The sequence below is a fragment of the Phocaeicola faecium genome (genome assembly GCF_014837055.1).
GTDB classification, from domain to species: domain Bacteria; phylum Bacteroidota; class Bacteroidia; order Bacteroidales; family Bacteroidaceae; genus Phocaeicola; species Phocaeicola gallinarum.
The window spans coordinates 74,259-91,820 of the sequence record NZ_JACSPQ010000053.1 but is presented as its reverse complement, the minus strand read 5'-3'; the positions used below and the strand labels follow the sequence as shown (position 1 = coordinate 91,820).

Sequence of the window (17,562 nt, the reverse complement as noted above, 5' to 3'; positions counted from 1 at the left end):
TTATGAATATCTCCGAACTTAGTATCCGAAGACCGGTGTTGGCCACCGTACTTACGATTATTATCCTGCTTTTCGGACTCATCGGTTATACCACTCTCGGTGTACGTGAATATCCGTCGGTCGATAATCCCATTATCTCGGTTAGTTGCAGTTATCCGGGAGCTAACGCTGAAGTAATTGAAAATCAGATAACCGAGCCACTTGAACAGAATATCAACGGTATCCCGGGTATCCGCTCACTGTCCAGCGTGAGCCAGCAGGGACAGAGCCGCATTACGGTGGAATTTGAATTGTCTGTCGACTTGGAAACGGCTGCCAATGACGTGCGCGATAAAGTATCGCGTGCGCAGCGTTATTTGCCGCGCGATTGCGACCCTCCCACTGTGTCGAAAGCCGATGCCGATGCCAGTCCCATTCTGATGGTAGCCATCCAAAGCAATACCCGCTCGCTGCTGGAGCTGAGCGAAATAGCCGACCTGACCGTAAAAGAGCAGTTGCAAACCATATCCGATGTAAGTAGTGTATCTATTTGGGGTGAAAAGCGTTATTCTATGCGCCTTTGGCTTGACCCGGTAAAGATGGCAGGATACGGAATCACTCCCGTAGATGTAAAGAATGCCATTGATGAGGAAAACTTGGAGCTTCCGTCGGGAAGCATCGAAGGAAACACCGTGGAACTGACGTTACGAACGATGGGACAAATGCACACGGCGAAAGAGTTTAATAATGTTATCATTAAAGAGAGCAACGGAAGAATTATCCGTTTCAGCGATATCGGATATGCCGAACTTGGTCCGGCTGACCTGAAAAGCTACATGAAAATGAACGGTGTGCCGATGGTGGGTGTGGTGGTTATTCCTCAGCCCGGAGCAAACCATATTGAAATCGCCGATGCCGTATACGAACGCATGACTCAGATACAGAAAGATTTGCCCGATGATGTGGATTATACGTATGGATTTGACAATACCCGTTTTATCCGCGCATCCATAGCCGAAGTGGAAAGTACGGTTTACGAGGCTTTCGTCTTGGTTATCCTTATCATCTTCCTTTTCTTGCGCGACTGGCGTGTAACGCTGATTCCCTGTATCGTTATCCCCGTATCGTTGATTGGAGCATTCTTTGTGATGTACGTAGCAGGCTTTTCTATCAACGTGTTGACGATGCTTGCCGTGGTGCTTTCCGTGGGACTGGTGGTGGACGATGCCATCGTTATGACCGAAAACATCTATATCCGCATCGAACGTGGTATGAAACCCTTTGAAGCCGGTATAGAAGGTGCAAAAGAAATCTTTTTTGCCGTCATTTCCACAACCATTACGTTGGCAGCGGTATTCTTGCCGATTGTGTTTATGGAGGGCACGAGCGGACGCCTGTTCCGCGAGTTCAGTTTCGTGGTTGCCGGCTCGGTGATTATCTCAGCATTTGCCGCCCTGACTTTCACTCCGATGCTTGCCACCAAGATGTTGCGCTACCGCGAAAAGCAAAACTGGTTCTATCGTAAAACCGAGCCTTTCTTTGAGGGAATGAACCGTTATTACTCGCAGTCGTTGGCATACGTGTTGCGTCATCGGTTCGCTGCCATTCCGTTTACGATAGTCATGCTGATTATCATCGCTTTCCTTTGGAACAAGATACCTTCGGAGATGGCTCCGCTTGAAGACCGTTCGCAAATCAATATCGATACCCGTGCGGCCGAAGGAGCCAGCTATGAATATATCCGCGATTATACCGAAGAAATCAATCAGTTGGTTGATTCGATAATTCCCGATGCTGCTTTTGTTACGGCACGTGTCTCAAGCGGAAGCGGAAATATCCAAATAACACTGAAAGACATCAAAGAACGCGATTATACCCAGATGGAGGTTGCCGAACAGATATCGCAGGCGATACGCAAGCATACCAAAGCGCGTGCATTTGTACGTCAGCAGTCATCGTTTGGCGGACGGCGGAGCAGTATGCCCGTCCAGTATGTACTCCAATCGGTAAGTATCGAGAAGTTGGAAAAGGTATTGCCGGAATTTCTACGACAGGTCTATGATAACCCGGTATTCCAGATGGCAGATGTCAATCTGAAGTTCACCAGTCCCGAAATGCGCGTTCATATCAACCGCGATAAAGCGGGAACGATGGGTGTAAGCGTGCGCGACATCGGCGAAACCCTGCAATACGGCTTGAGCGGTCAGCGTATGGGTTATTTCTACATGAACGGAAAGCAGTACGAAATTCTCGGGCAGATAAGCCGCCAACAGCGTAACCAACCGGCAAACATCAAGTCCATTTATATCCGGAGCGACAAAGGAGAGATGATACAGTTGGATAACTTGGTAGAGTTTGTAGAAGCAGTAGCTCCTCCCAAGCTGTATCATTACAACCGTTTTATTTCGGCTACTATTTCGGCAGGACTGGCAGAAGGAAAGACCATCGGGCAGGGACTGGACGAAATGGATAAGATAGCGGCGAATGTATTGGATGACACTTTCCGTACTGCCCTTTCGGGCGACTCGAAAGACTATCGCGAAAGTTCTTCCAGTCTGATGTTTGCTTTCATTCTTGCACTGATATTGATTTATCTGATTCTTGCTGCCCAGTTTGAAAGCTTCAAAGACCCCTTTATCATCATGCTTACCGTTCCGCTTGCCATTGCCGGAGCATTGATTTTTATGTATTTCGGTAATATAACCATGAATATATTCAGCCAGATTGGTATCATCATGCTTATCGGTCTGGTGGCAAAGAACGGTATTCTGATTGTGGAGTTTGCGAATCAGAAACAGGAGCATGGCGAAGAAAAAATGCAAGCTATCCGCGATGCAGCCCTTCAACGTCTGCGCCCCATCCTGATGACCAGTGCGGCAACCATTTTAGGTTTGATTCCGTTAGCTTTTGCCACGGGCGAAGGAGCCAATCAACGCATCGCGATGGGTACGGCGGTAGTGGGAGGTATGTTGGTTTCTACCTTCCTTACGATGTATATCGTTCCTGCCATTTATTCTTATATATCTACTAACCGGCAAAAAAAGGAGAAAAAAGCATGAAACGAATCATTCCCTTTTTAATACTATATGTCTTCATAGCCTTCCCGTTGAGGGCACAATATGAATATACCCTGAAGCAATGTCTTGAAGAAGGGTTGATGAACAATTATTCGCTACGCATTACGCGCAATGAGGAATTGATTAGCAAGAACAACGCTACGCTGGGGAACGCAGGGTTCTTGCCTACGGTAGATTTGATTGCCAGTTATACCGGTACGGCAGACAATACGAATACCGAAGAGCGGGAGACGGGTATCACAACCAAGCAGCGCGGTGTATTCGACCAAACATTGGATGCCGGGCTTGATGTTAACTGGACAGTGTTCGACGGTTTCAGCATCAGTACCACGTATAAACAGTTACAGGAATTAAAGCGGCAGGGTGAAACCAATACCCGCATTGCCATTGAGGATTTTATTGCAACGCTTACCGCCGAGTATTACAATTATATTCAGCAGGAAATCCGTTTGAAGAACTTCCGTTATGCTGTTTCGCTCTCGAAGGAGCGGTTGCGCATTGTGGAAGAGCGATACCACATCGGAAACTTCTCGCGTTTGGATTATCAGCAGGCTACAGTAGACTTTAATGCCGACAGTGCGCAGTATATGAAACAGCAGGAACTGGTACATACTTCGCGCATCAATCTGAACGAGCTGATGGCGGCAAAAGATGTCGACCGCCCGATACAAGTACGGGATTCGGTGATTGACATCAGCGACTTCTTGGATTTCAACGACCTTTGGAATTCTACGCTTACCGCCAACGCCAGCTTGTTGCGTGCCGACCAGAATTCGGTTATCGCACAGTTGGATTATAAGAAAGTATTGTCGCGTAACTATCCTTACGTGCGGCTGAATGCCGGATACGGTTATACATTAAATAAATACGATGTAAACGCCACGCGCAGCCGCAGTAATTGGGGATTCAGCGGCGGGGTGACGGTAGGGTTTAACATCTTCGACGGAAACCGTAAGCGCGAAAAGCGTAACGCAAGCCTTGCCATCCGCAACGCCCAGTTAGAGCGTGAGGAACTGGAACAGGGATTGCGTGCCGACCTCAGCAACCTTTGGCAGGCATACCGGAACAACCTTCGTCTGTTGAGCCTTGAACGTCAGAACCTGATAGCAGCAAAAGAAAATCACGACATAGCGAAAGACCGTTACTTGCTGGGAGACTTGTCGGGTATCGAGATGCGCGAGGCACAAAAGAGTCTGCTCGATGCGGAAGAACGTATCCTTTCGGCAGAGTATGATACAAAAATGTGTGAGATTTCCCTTTTGCAGATTAGCGGGAAGATTATGCAATACTTGGAAGATTGAAAGAGTAATGTCGCAAAAGCGTAGATTTACGCTTTTGCGAAGTATTGGGTAAAAAGGAACATCTGCTCAATGTTCCTATAAACAATTCTTTTATTTTGAAATCACCGGATTAGCTCCTGAAGTGAAATGCAAGGCTTCGGGATGTTCTTTTATGTAAGATTCGATATGGCGTACACGCTTTTCTTCCAGAATCTCATCTACGGCAATCAGAATACCCGTTTCTTCTACATTTCCGAAACCGTCGTTAATGGCAGTCCCGAACATACGCATGGTGGGCGAAAGTCCCATGTAAGCGTTAACCAAAGGCGGAATGTTATATCCCAACTTACGCACCTCGGCGTTTAAAACCTTATAGTCTTCCTTAAACGTATTGTGGCAGAACAACTTTTCGAGAACCGCCGGGTCTGTTTCTATCTGCAGCGGGGTCATCGGGGTTATCAGCTTGTCTTTGTCGTAGAAATGCTTGTTGAGGAAATAAAGAATCATGTCGCGTCCGAAGCGGTTGTAGCTGGGATACATCGTCATCTTACCAAAGAAATATTTCACATTGGGCTTGATTACTGTCAATGCTCCCAATCCGTCCCACAGATTGTCGAGTGCAAATAAACCTTTTGAGCCGGAGCGTGTAGACTGATATTCGAGGGTTACGAACGAACGCCCTAATTCGATGGTGGTAGGAAGGTAATCTTTTAAAAACTTCTCGGAGAAATCAAACATGTGAGCCGTAGCCAATTTAGGTTTCCCATGCTCGTCGAATTCTACTTCATCGCCCAGTATGTAACGGTATCCTCCCAATATTTCTTCAGCTTCCGGATTCCAAACAATCAGTTGCTGGTAAGGATTTTCCATTAAGTCGTATTCATCCAAGTCCATCGACATGCCTGTGCCACCTCCGGCTGCGCGGAATGCGATTTCACGTAAGCGACCGATTTCTTTCAATACGTTAGGCGCGTTTTGCCATGTTACAACGTATATTTCGTTGTTACTTTTGTTTGTGGAGCGCATACGTTTGTCGGGTGTGAGTTCCGATTTCAGTAGTTCCTTGTCAATCGGAGCAATAATATCTTCCATATCTATCAATTATAACATCTTTTTATAATTTGTAAACCAGTTCACGCACGTAGTCCGCCCATTCGGCCGGAGTTTTCTGTTTACCGAATGTTTCCCACGGGATGGGTTTCCCGATGGTTACCCGGAACGTTTTATGGCGGTTTTTCAACATTTCGTCGGCAAGATAAAGCATGGCTATGTTAAACTTGATTCCTAAGAACTTACAGACATTTGCCAGCGTGTAAAAGAAGTTCGAGTTTCGTCCTTCAAAATGAATGGGTACAATGGTGCGGTGAGTTTCTATACTTTTGGTAATGAATGTTTTTTTCCACGGCAAATCTTTGATTGTTCCGTTCTGCCTGCGCGAACAAAGTCCGGCAGGGAACATGATGATATGACTGTCTGAGCGGAAGCCGGCTTCTACCATTTTAGGGAAATCGCGCGATTGCGAACCGGTTTTGTTGATTGGGATACAAAGGGGCGCCAGTCCGCGGAGGTTCATCAGTAAGTCGTTTACCAGATATTTGATTCGCCCGTCGTAGTGCTTTCCAAGTATATATCCCAGTGAGATACCGTCTTGTCCCCCTAAAGGGTGATTGGACACAAACGTACACAAACCTTCCTTAGGGAGATTTTCAAGTCCCCTGATATCAAGTTTTACATCAAGAAACTCCATGCACGCTTCCAGAAAGTGGACTCCTTCTTTACCGGAGACTTCTTTTAAAAAGACATTCAGTTCATCCTGATGTACGATGTGTTTCAGGTACGAAACCACGAATCGGGGAACCCTTTTGGCTTTTGGTCCTGCCTTTTCTTTCAGAATCTTGTCTATGTCAATTAAAAAGATTGAGTCGTCAGCCATTCTTTACTTTATTGTATTTGTGTTACAAAAGTAATGTATCTTTTGATAAATAGGGCAATAGTGGTAAAAAAATCTACTATTTAACACAAAAAATATACTGTAGGGCATGTTTTGTATACGTTGATATGACAAACCGGGCCTTTTTTTGCCCGTGATTTAGGGAAAGCTGGCGGTTTGTTGCCCAGCTTTTGTTTAACTATTCTGCCGGGTAAAACGCTGGCGGAAATTCCCGCAGTAAAATCCCGGAAAACGCTACCGTTAGTGTTGGTCAACTCATGCGGTAGCGTTGCCCGGTTCTACCCATAGAACTTGTTTACGCTATGGGTAGCGTTTTTCGGGCTTCCGGCAAGCCGGAAAAAGTTTGGGAAGGCTCGGTGTAAGCCGACAGGTTTCCAAGATAACGGCTTGTGTTTGAGAAAGCAAAATACACCGCGCTGAGGCGGGCTGTTGATAACTTTCTGAAAAATTCCCCAACCAATATAGTGCCTAATTATAAGGAAATGCCTAATTTTACACCTTAATTATATAATAGCTAAAAACAGCAAAGATATTGACTCATGAACGAAACGGAACAGACTTATCATGTGCCTGTACTTTTGCAGGAAAGCATCTGCGGACTGAACTTGCAGGATGGCGGAATTTATGTGGACGTAACTTTCGGAGGAGGTGGACATTCACGGGAGATTTTGCGTCGTATGGGAAAGGAAAGCCGTTTGTTCAGTTTCGATCAAGACGAAGATGCGGAGCGCAACATTGTGGATGACAGCCGTTTTACCTTCGTGCGGAGTAATTTCAGGTATCTGCGTAACTTTCTTCGTTACTACGGAGTGGAAGAGGTTGACGGTATTCTTGCCGATTTGGGAGTGTCGTCTCATCATTTCGACGACAGTGAGCGCGGCTTTTCTTTTCGTTTCGACGGAAAGTTGGACATGCGCATGAACCGCCGGGCGGGAATGACGGCTGCCGATGTAGTCAATACGTATGATGAAGAGCGGCTGGCTGATGTGTTTTACCTGTACGGTGAACTGAAGAACAGCCGGAAGCTGGCGAACGTATTGGTAAAGGCGCGCGCCCGGAAGCCATTTGATACCATAGGCGATTTTCTTGAAGTGGTAAAGCCGCTGTACGGCAGGGAAAGAGAAAAAAAAGAATTGGCGAAAGTGTTTCAGGCGCTGCGCATCGAAGTGAACGAAGAAATGCAGGCGCTGAAAGAAATGCTGTATGCAGCTACCGAGGCGTTGAAGCCCGGAGGGAGATTGGTGGTTATCACCTATCATTCGCTGGAAGACCGCATGGTAAAGAACCTGATGAAAACAGGAAATATCGAAGGAAAGGCCGATCAGGATTTTTATGGAAACGTAAAAACACCGTTCCGCCTGATAAACAATAAAGTAATCGTGCCCGCCAACGAGGAGATACTGCGTAATCCTCGCTCGCGAAGCGCTAAATTAAGAATTGCAGAAAAGAAATAACAAGTAAAAGTTATGGAACAACAAGAAGACAAGCAGCAGGAAACTTTCCATATCACGCTGAAAAGCATCTTGGGAGGGGATATTTTGGCTCATAACTTCCTGAGAAAGCAGGCCAACTTGCTTATTTTAATAGTAATCTTGACCATTTTCTATATAAACAACCGTTATGAAAGCCAGCGTGAAATCATTGAAATAGACCGGTTGAAAAAAGAGCTGGTAGATACAAAATATGATGCGCTGACCATTTCTTCGGAACTGACCGAACGGAGCCGCCAGTCGCGCATCGAAGAATATGTTGCAACAGAAGAAGGGAAAATGCCGCTTCAAACAGCTACTACTCCTCCATTTTTAATTAAAGAGAAGAAATAAGATGATGTTTGGACAGAAAAATATCATGCTCCGCTATACGTTCATAGTGTTTGTCATGGCGTTGATAGCGGTGGCGGTTATTATCAAGGCCGCATTTATCATGTTTGCAGAACGCCAGTACTGGAAAGACGTTGCCGACCGTTTCGTTAAAGAAAATGTCACGGTTGCTCCTACGCGCGGAAATATTATTTCAGCCGACGGGAAATTAATGGCGAGCAGCTTGCCGGAATATAAAATTTATATGGATTTCGTAGCGCTGAAAGAAGCCGGTAACGACTCTGTACTGATGAACCATCTGACGGAAATCTGTGAAGGGATGCATCAGATATTCCCGGATAAAAGTGCGCAGAGCTTTCGTCGGCATATCTTGAACGGAAGGCGTGCGAAGAGCAGAAACTATTTGCTTTACCCCAAGCGCATCTCATATATTGAGTATAAGGAGGTCAAAAAACTTCCGGTGTTTAATTTGAATAAATACCGGGGCGGATTCCACGAATTGGCTTTCAATCAGCGGAAAAAACCTTTCGGCTCGTTGGCTGCCCGTACGTTGGGCGATATGTACCCCGATATAACGTTGGGTGCGAAAAATGGCATTGAGCTTACTTACGATTCAATTTTGCGCGGGCAAAATGGCATCACCCACCGCCAAAAGGTGATGAACAAATACTTGAATATCGTGGATAAGCCGGCGGTAGATGGCTGCGATGTGATTACAACCATCGATGTCGACATGCAGGATATTGCCGAGAAAGCCCTTGTAGACCAGCTCAAAAATCTGAATGCCGTATCCGGAGTGGCGGTAGTAATGGAAGTTGCTACGGGCGATGTGAAAGCTAATGTAAACATGACCAAAGCAGGCGACGGGAATTATTACGAAATGCGCAATGCTTCGGTAAGTAACCTGATGGAGCCGGGGTCTACCTTTAAAACGGCTTCTATCATGGTAGCGCTCGAAGATAAATATATTACGCCCGATTATGTGGTAGATACAGGAAACGGGGTGGTAAATATGCACGGCAGTTTCATGAAAGACTGGAACTGGTATAAGGGCGGTTATGGAAAGATAGATGTGACACGCATCCTTGAAGTATCATCCAATGTGGGCGTATCGACGATTATCGATCATTTTTACGGAAAGAATCCCCAAAAGTTTGTCGACGGCTTGAAACGCATGAGCATCGACAAACCGCTGAACTTGGGCTTCGTGGGTGAAGCAAGTCCGCGCATACAAGGACCGAACGAACGTTATTTCGCAGGAACCACTTTGCCGTGGATGAGTATCGGTTACGAAACGATGATTCCTCCCATTTATCTGTTGAATTTTTATAATGCCATTGCCAATAACGGCGTGATGGTGAAACCCAAGTTTGTGAAAGCAATAGCCAAAGACGGCGAGATATTGAAAGAATTTCCGACGGAAATAGTCAATCCGAAAATTTGTTCGGATACGACGTTGATGCAGATACGTACTATTCTGCGTAAAGTGGTTTCGCAAGGACTTGCAAAACCGGCAGGAAGCAAACAGTTCAGCGTATCGGGCAAAACAGGAACAGCGCAAATCTCGCAAGGTAAAGCCGGATATAAAGCTGGAGGAGTAAGCTATTTGGTTAGCTTCTGCGGTTACTTCCCCTCCGAGAACCCTAAATACAGTTGCATTGTTTCTATTCAGATACCTCACGGTCCGGCATCCGGAGGCTTGCAGGCAGGAAGCGTGTTCAGCCGCATCGCCGAACGTATTTATGCGAAACATTTGAATCAGGATTTGGAACATGCCAAAGATTCTACCTCGATACTGATACCTAACGTAAAGAGCGGAGATATCCAAGAGGCTGCTTATGTATTGCGCGCACTGAATGTGAACAGCAACAGTGCTTCTATCTCTACAGCCTCGGAAGACATACCTGTATGGGGAAAAGTGACAACCACTCCCACTCAGGCAGAGCTGAAAGAAACTAAAATAAACAGCAAGTTGCTTCCTAACGTAAAGGGCATGGGTGCGAAAGATGCCGTTTACCTGTTGGAAAGTTATGGGCTGAAAGTCCGTTTGTCGGGCGTAGGGAAGGTTACTTCTCAAAGCCTTGCGGCCGGGTCTCATGTCCGCAGGGGGCAAACTATAACATTGATTCTTAAATAAGATAAAGAAATGAAACTGGAAGAAATTTTGAAATCTGTGAACGTTTGCCGTTGGGCAGGCGATTTAAATATAGAGGTAACAGACATACAAATGGACTCGCGCTTGGTGAAGCCCGGCTGTTTGTTTGTAGCTGTGAAAGGAACTCAAACAGACGGACATGCGTACATCGGAAAAGCTATTGCCGGTGGAGCTGCCGCTATCGTATGTGAAACCCTGCCTGAGCAAACCGATGACAAGGTAACTTATGTTCAAGTGAGCGATTCGGAAGATGCGGTAGGCAAGTTGGCTACAACATTTTATGGCAATCCGACAGAAAAATTAGATTTGGTGGGCGTTACCGGAACGAACGGGAAAACCACCATCGCTACTTTGCTTTATGAAATGTTTCGCCGCTTTGGATATAAGGTAGGTTTAATATCTACGGTATGCAATTATATTGACGGAGAAGCCATTCCGACCGACCATACTACACCCGACCCCATTACGCTTAACAGATTATTAGGCAAAATGGCAGACGAAGGCTGTAAATATGCGTTTATGGAAGTAAGTTCTCATTCGGTGGCTCAAAAACGTATCGGCGGACTGAAATTTGCAGGAGGTATCTTTACGAATCTCACCCGCGACCATTTGGACTACCATAAAACCTTTGAGAATTATCTGAAAGCGAAGAAGGCTTTTTTCGATGGACTTCCTAAATCGGCTTTCGCACTGACGAACGCCGATGATAAAAATGGTTTGGTCATGGTACAAAATACGAAAGCCAAAGTTGCGACTTATTCGCTTCGTACGTTATGCGATTTCAAAGGGAAGGTATTGGAAGACGGCTTTGAAGGAATGTTGTTGGATATTAACAACAGAGAGGTGAACGTACAATTCATCGGACGGTTTAACGCTTCTAATTTGTTGGCCGTATATGGAGCAGCCTGCTTATTGGGAAAACAGCCGGAAGAAGTCTTAATTGCATTAAGCATCTTGCGTCCTGTATCCGGACGTTTCGATGCCATTCGTTCGCCGAAAGGTTATACAGCGATTGTAGATTACGCTCATACCCCCGATGCCTTAGAGAATGTATTGAATGCCATTCATGAAGTGCTCAAAGGACGCGGACAAGTAATCACGGTAGTGGGGGCAGGCGGTAATCGCGATAAAGGCAAACGTCCGCTCATGGCGCAAGAATCGGTAAAACAAAGCGATAAGGTAGTGATAACGTCGGATAATCCCCGCTTCGAAGAACCGCAAGATATCATTAACGATATGTTGGCAGGATTGACAAAAGAGGATATGCGTAAGGTTATCTCTATTGCCGACCGCCGTGAAGCCATCCGTACGGCATGTATGCTGGCACAACCGGGCGATGTGGTGTTGATAGCCGGAAAGGGACATGAGAATTACCAAGAAGTTAAGGGAGTGAAACATCATTTCGATGATAAAGAAGTGGTAAAAGATATATTTGCAAACGAAAACTGATAGGCATGTTATATTATCTATTTCATTATTTAGAGCAAATTGATTTTCCCGGTGCGCGAATGTTTGGTTACGTATCGTTTCGTTCGCTGATGGCGGTTATCATTGCATTGTTGATTTCTTCTATTTTTGGGGAATACTTTATCAATTTGCTGAAACGGAAACAAATAACCGAAACCCAGCGCGACGCTTCGATTGACCCCTTTAATGTCAATAAAGTTGGCGTTCCTACAATGGGAGGCATTATCATTATTGTGGCTACCCTGATACCTTGCCTATTGTTGGGTAAGCTGCATAATATCTATATGTTGCTGATGCTGATAACCACTGTTTGGTTAGGAACTTTGGGCTTTTTGGATGATTATATCAAAGTATTCCGCAAAGACAAGGAGGGCTTGCATGGAAAGTTTAAAATTATCGGGCAAGTAGGCTTGGGATTGATTGTAGGACTGACGCTTTACCTTAGTCCCGATGTAGTTATACGCGAGAATGTGGAAGTACAGCGTAACGGAGAGATTGTAGAGGTGGTGCATAAGACGCAAGATGAGAAGTCTACTAAAACAACCATCCCTTTCTTTAAGAACAATAACCTTGATTATGCTGATTTTGTAGGATTCTTCGGCGAACATGCACAAACAGCGGGTTGGATTGTATTCGTACTGGTTACGATATTTGTGGTGACAGCCGTATCCAACGGAGCCAACCTGAATGACGGGATGGATGGTATGGCAGCCGGAAACTCTGCGATAATCGGAGTCACGTTAGGGATTCTGGCTTACGTTTCCAGTCACATCGAATACGCCGGTTACCTGAATATTATGTATATACCGGGAAGTGAGGAACTGGTAATCTATATTTGCGCCTTTATTGGTGCGCTTATCGGTTTCTTGTGGTATAATGCGTTCCCCGCTCAAGTATTTATGGGCGATACGGGTAGCCTTACCATTGGCGGTATCATCGCTGTTTTCGCCATCATTATCCATAAAGAATTGCTCATACCGATACTGTGCGGTGTGTTCCTTATAGAGAATTTGTCTGTAATTTTACAAGTAAGATACTTCCGGAGCGGAAAGAAAAAAGGAATCAAGCGACGTGTTTTCAAACGTACGCCGATTCACGATCATTTCCGCACGACCCTATCGCAGCTCGACCCTGAGTGTACGTATGTTTTTACACGTCCGGCGAGTGTATTTCACGAGTCGAAAATTACCGTCCGCTTCTGGATTGTAACCATCGTACTCGCAGCAATAACGATTATAACTTTAAAGATTAGATAAAGAGTCATGACAAAGAGAATTGTCATATTAGGAGCCGGTGAAAGCGGCACAGGTGCAGCGATACTGGCACAAAAGAAAGGTTTCGACACGTTTGTATCAGACATGTCTGCCATTAAAGACAAATACAAAGACATGTTAAACGAAAGAGGCATCCGGTGGGAAGAGGGAAAGCATACGGAGGAGTTGATACTGAATGCCGACGAAGTAATCAAGAGTCCGGGCATCCCCAACGATGTTCCTATGATTCTGAAACTGAAAGAAAAAGGCATTCCGGTTATTTCCGAAATCGAATTTGCCGGACGTTATACGAATGCCAAAATGATTTGTATCACGGGCAGTAACGGAAAAACAACCACTACCTCGCTGATTTATCATATCTTCAAGAAAGCCGGACTCAACGTGGGGCTTGCCGGAAATATCGGTCAGAGCCTTGCTTATCAGGTGGCGGAATGTAACTACGATTATTATGTTATCGAGTTGAGCAGCTTCCAGTTGGATAACATGTATAAGTTTCATGCCAACATTGCCGTGCTGATGAACATCACGCCCGACCATCTCGACCGTTATGATTACAAGATGCAGAACTATGTGGATGCCAAGTTCCGCATTATCCAGAACCAGACGCCTGAAGATGCATTTATTTTCTGGAACGATGACCCCATTATCCAACACGAACTTCATAAGTATGGCATTCACGGACATTATTATCCCTTTGCTGAAAAGCGTGAAGACGGGCTGGCTGCATTTGTTGAGCAGAACAAGATTTATTTCACACAGCCCATCGCCTTTAACATGGAACAGGAGGAGCTGGCTTTGACAGGCACGCACAATCTGTTCAACTCGATGGCGGCAGGTATCTCTGCCAACATTGCCGGTATCCGGAAAGAAGATATCCGGGAGGCGTTGAGCGATTTCAAGGGGGTGGAACACCGTTTAGAGAAGGTGGCTCGTGTGCGTGGTGTAGAGTACGTTAACGACTCGAAAGCCACGAATGTAAACTCTTGCTGGTATGCCCTTCAGAGCATGAAAACCAAGACGGTACTTATTTTGGGTGGCAAAGACAAAGGAAATGATTACAACGAAATTGCCGATTTGGTAAGGGAAAAATGTTCTGGGCTTATCTTTTTGGGCTTGCACAACGAGAAGTTGCACGGATTTTTCGATGGGTTCGGACTGCCGATAGCCGATGTCCAAAGCATGAAAGATGCCGTTGATGCTGCTTACCGGATGGCAAAACAGGGCGAAACCGTATTGCTGAGTCCCTGCTGCGCCAGCTTCGACCTCTTTAAGAGTTACGAAGACCGCGGCGACCAGTTTAAAGAGTGTGTAAGAAACCTGTAATAAACCGTTAGATACTTAGAGCGATGGATTTGCTAAAAAATTTGTTTAAAGGCGACAAGGCTATCTGGATTATCTTCCTGTTTCTTTGTCTGGTATCCGTTATCGAGGTATTCAGCGCCGCCAGTACGCTGACTTACAAGAGCGGCGACCATTGGGAACCTATTACCCAGCATAGCCTCATCCTGATGGTGGGAGCCTGTATCGTAGTGTTGGTTCACAACATTCCCTATAAGTTTTTCCGGGTATTTCCGTTCTTCCTTCTCCCTATTTCGGCTGTCTTATTGGCTTTTGTTACGATAACCGGACTTGTAACGGGCGACCGTATCAACGGTGCGGCACGGTGGATGACGTTTTTCGGCATTCAGTTTCAGCCTTCCGAGTTGGCGAAAATGGCGGTAATAATCGTTACGGCATTCATCTTGTCTAAGTTTCAAGAAGAAAACGGAACAAACCGGAAGGCTTTCCGGTGGATAATGTGGATAACGGGCGTTGTTTTCATATTGATTGCCCCCGAAAACGGCTCTACGGCGGTGTTGCTGTTCGGAGTGGTATTCTTGATGATGATTATCGGCAGAGTTCCGTGGCAGCAACTGACCAAGCTGGCGGCGGCAGTGGTGCTGATGCTTGGTCTTTTCATCGGGGTGGTAATGGCTATCCCTGCCGAGAAACTGAGAGAAGTGCCGATGATGCACCGTGTAGAGACGTGGCAGAACCGTATCAAGGGATTTTTTGCCGACAGCGAAGCCGTTCCTGCCGCTAAATACGATATCGACAAGAATGCACAAGTAGCTCATGCCAATATAGCCATTGCTTCCAGTCACATCGTAGGTAAGATGCCCGGAAACAGTATCCAGCGTGACTTCCTTTCGCAAGCATTTTCCGACTTCATTTTCGCCATTATCATCGAAGAACTCGGACTGGTGGGAGGGGCGTTTGTTGCCATTCTTTATATTTGGTTGCTGATGCGAACGGGGAAAATCGCCCGAAAGTGTGACAGGAGTTTCCCTGCGTTTCTGGTAATGGGTATCGCACTGCTGTTGGTATCGCAGGCGTTGCTTAACATGATGGTAGCCGTAGGACTGTTTCCTGTTACCGGACAACCTCTTCCGCTTATCAGCAAGGGAGGAACGTCTACACTCATCAACTGTGCTTATATCGGGATGATACTGAGCGTGAGCCGTTACGTAAACGAAATGGAAGCCCGACGCAAGGAGGAAGAAGAAAGGCAAAAACAGCAGGTGCAGGAAGCTGCCATCGCTGCACTTCAAACGGCGGCAATGAACTTGGCTGAGCAGACGAAGACCGATAAAGATGCGCAGCCCAACCAGTAAATATTGGTTTCTACTGACGTAAATTATACGCGAAACAAAAGGTTATCTCAATTTTTTTTGAGGTAGCCTTTTGTTTTTTATAGCTGAAAGCGTAGGTGAAAAACCCATTGATTTGTTCCGGAAAACGCTACCGTTAGCGTCAGTCATTCCATGCGGTAGAGTTACTCGGTTCTACCCATAGAATTCCCCCGTCCTATGGGTAGGATTTTCCAACTTCCCGACAGAACCGGATAGTACCTAAAATACAGGATTTTACCGGAGAAGGCATCTGTAGCAATAGTTGGCAGAACAGGATATTTCTCAGAACTTACTGCAGAAAGCGGATTATTTTTTCACAGATAAACTATATCTTTGTCAGAATAACACTAAACACTGATATGGAAAAGTATATCTTTGAACTTACGATGAAAGTGCGCGATTACGAATGCGACTTACAGGGAATTGTGAATAATGCCAATTACCAACATTACATCGAGCATACACGTCATGAATTTCTGCTTTCGGCAGGCATCAGTTTTGCCCGGCTGCATGAGCAGGGCATCGACCCCGTGGTGGCGCGTCTGAACATGGCATTCAAGACTCCGCTGCGCAGCGGCGATGAGTTCGTGTCAAAATTATACCTGAAGAAAGAGGGCATTAAGTACGTATTTTATCAAGATATTTTCCGCCTGCCCGACATGAAGCCGGTCATCAAGTCGACTGTTGAAACAGTTTGTCTCGTAGGCGGACGTTTGAGTGAAAGCGCATTACTTTACGAAACCTTTTCTCCTTACCTCAGCGAATGAACGAAGAAACGCTTTATACGTTTGCCCTTACGCGCATTCCGGGTGTGGGACTGATAGGAGCGCATAATTTGTTGCGTGCGGTGGATAATGCGAGCGATTTGTTCCTTCATACGCAGGAGCTGTCGCGTAGTATTCCGGGCTTCCCGAAACGGCTGGTAAAATCGTTCGACTGCCCTGATACGTTGCGTCTGTGTGAAGCCGAATTACAGTTTGCCGAGAAAAACCGCATCCGTGTACTTACTGCTAAAGATGCCGATTACCCTTCGCGCTTACGCGAGTGTGAAGATTCTCCGCTGGTGTTGTTTTATCGTGGAAATGCCGATCTGAACGCCATGCACGTAGTCAGCATCGTAGGCACGCGCAATGTTACAGAGTACGGAAAGGATATGTGTTTGAGGTTTGTGGGCGAACTGAAAGAATTGTTGCCCGATGTCATCATAGTAAGCGGTTTGGCGTATGGAGTAGATATCCATGCCCATCGCGCAGCCTTACAAAACGGGCTGGACACGGTAGGCGTACTGGCCCACGGGCTGGATAGAATCTATCCGAACGTTCACCGGAAAACGGCAGCCGAAATGACGGAACACGGCGGACTGCTGACCGAGTATCCGAGCGGAACCAGCCCCGACCGCCAGAACTTTGTGAAGCGTAATCGCATTGTTGCGGGTATCAGTGATGCCACAGTGGTCATTGAGTCGGCAGCCAAAGGAGGTTCGCTGATAACAGCCGAAATAGCCGAAAGCTACCACCGCGACTGTTTTGCCGTGCCCGGCAGAGTGGGTGATGTCTTTTCCGAAGGGTGTAACAACCTGATACGTAATAATCGCGCTTCGTTGCTTCAAAGTGCGGAAGAATTGGTTAAGGCGATGAACTGGGATGCCCCTCAGAAAACTCCGGCAGCAGCCGTACAGCGTCAGCTTTTTCCCGACCTCTCTGCCGACGAACAACTGGTAGTCGACCTGCTGCAGAAACACGAAGAAGGACTGCAAATCAATTTGTTGGTAGTAGAAAGCAACATTGCCATCAACCGCCTCACCGGAATCCTTTTTGAGTTAGAGATGAAAGGGATAATCCGCACGTTGGCAGGCGGTATGTACAGACTAATCTGAATTAATCTTAT

The 17,562-nt window shown here is 46.1% G+C and carries 13 protein-coding genes; 11 read left to right on the top strand and 2 right to left on the bottom strand.

What is annotated here, in order from left to right; translation table 11 throughout:
* The first annotated feature begins 2 nt into the window (after window positions 1-2).
* Both H9626_RS14090 and H9626_RS14085 read left to right on the top strand, forming a co-directional pair.
* Window positions 3-3,038, top strand: coding sequence for an efflux RND transporter permease subunit (locus H9626_RS14090; RefSeq protein ID WP_178257209.1), 3,036 nt, complete (start codon window positions 3-5; stop codon window positions 3,036-3,038).
* A complete protein-coding gene (locus H9626_RS14085; RefSeq protein ID WP_191710878.1) occupies window positions 3,035-4,357 on the top strand; it encodes a TolC family protein in 1,323 nt (440 codons plus the stop codon). Before H9626_RS14090 ends, H9626_RS14085 begins: the two co-directional genes overlap by 4 nt.
* Window positions 4,358-4,447: 90 nt before the next feature.
* Here H9626_RS14085 and glsB read toward each other — a convergent pair whose 3' ends face one another.
* Together glsB and glsA are read right to left on the bottom strand one after the other, a co-directional pair.
* On the bottom strand, window positions 4,448-5,428 hold the full coding sequence (gene glsB, locus H9626_RS14080) for a glycine N(alpha)-acyltransferase GlsB (RefSeq protein WP_178257211.1): 981 nt from the start codon (window positions 5,426-5,428) through the stop codon (window positions 4,448-4,450).
* 22 nt (window positions 5,429-5,450) lie between these two features.
* Window positions 5,451-6,269, bottom strand: a complete 819-nt coding sequence (gene glsA / locus H9626_RS14075; RefSeq protein ID WP_191710877.1) for a lyso-glycine lipid O-acyltransferase GlsA — start codon at window positions 6,267-6,269, stop codon at window positions 5,451-5,453.
* 557 nt (window positions 6,270-6,826) lie between these two features.
* On the opposite strand from glsA, the gene rsmH reads away from it, so the two are divergent.
* The 9 genes from rsmH to dprA all read left to right on the top strand — a co-directional run bounded on the left by rsmH (window position 6,827) and on the right by dprA (window position 17,551).
* On the top strand, window positions 6,827-7,741 hold the full coding sequence (gene rsmH, locus H9626_RS14070; RefSeq protein WP_191710876.1) for a 16S rRNA (cytosine(1402)-N(4))-methyltransferase RsmH: 915 nt from the start codon (window positions 6,827-6,829) through the stop codon (window positions 7,739-7,741).
* Window positions 7,742-7,753: 12 nt separating this feature from the next.
* On the top strand, window positions 7,754-8,110 hold the full coding sequence (locus H9626_RS14065) for an FtsL-like putative cell division protein (protein ID WP_178257214.1): 357 nt from the start codon (window positions 7,754-7,756) through the stop codon (window positions 8,108-8,110).
* Between the two features lies 1 nt (window position 8,111).
* Window positions 8,112-10,244 (top strand): penicillin-binding protein, encoded by a 2,133-nt coding sequence (locus H9626_RS14060; protein WP_178257215.1) that lies wholly within the window; start codon window positions 8,112-8,114, stop codon window positions 10,242-10,244.
* Between the two features lie 9 nt (window positions 10,245-10,253).
* Window positions 10,254-11,711 carry a UDP-N-acetylmuramoyl-L-alanyl-D-glutamate--2,6-diaminopimelate ligase gene (locus tag H9626_RS14055; RefSeq protein ID WP_191710875.1) on the top strand — a complete coding sequence of 486 codons (1,458 nt, stop codon included), beginning with the start codon at window positions 10,254-10,256 and terminating at the stop codon, window positions 11,709-11,711.
* A 5-nt stretch (window positions 11,712-11,716) separates the two neighbouring features.
* The gene (locus H9626_RS14050; protein WP_191710874.1) at window positions 11,717-12,985 is read left to right on the top strand and encodes a phospho-N-acetylmuramoyl-pentapeptide-transferase; all 1,269 of its coding nucleotides are present in this window, start codon (window positions 11,717-11,719) and stop codon (window positions 12,983-12,985) included.
* 6 nt (window positions 12,986-12,991) lie between these two features.
* The gene (gene murD, locus H9626_RS14045) at window positions 12,992-14,326 is read left to right on the top strand and encodes a UDP-N-acetylmuramoyl-L-alanine--D-glutamate ligase (RefSeq protein WP_178257218.1); all 1,335 of its coding nucleotides are present in this window, start codon (window positions 12,992-12,994) and stop codon (window positions 14,324-14,326) included.
* A 23-nt stretch (window positions 14,327-14,349) separates the two neighbouring features.
* Complete coding sequence (locus H9626_RS14040; RefSeq protein ID WP_178257219.1) at window positions 14,350-15,657, top strand: FtsW/RodA/SpoVE family cell cycle protein; 1,308 nt, start codon at window positions 14,350-14,352, stop codon at window positions 15,655-15,657.
* A 377-nt stretch (window positions 15,658-16,034) separates the two neighbouring features.
* Entirely contained in the window at window positions 16,035-16,442 is a 408-nt protein-coding gene (locus tag H9626_RS14035) for an acyl-CoA thioesterase (protein ID WP_178257220.1), read from the top strand.
* Window positions 16,439-17,551: a DNA-processing protein DprA gene (dprA, locus tag H9626_RS14030; protein WP_191710873.1), complete on the top strand. Its 1,113-nt coding sequence runs from the start codon at window positions 16,439-16,441 to the stop codon at window positions 17,549-17,551. The genes H9626_RS14035 and dprA overlap by 4 nt, the downstream gene beginning before the upstream one ends.
* Window positions 17,552-17,562 lie beyond the last annotated feature (11 nt).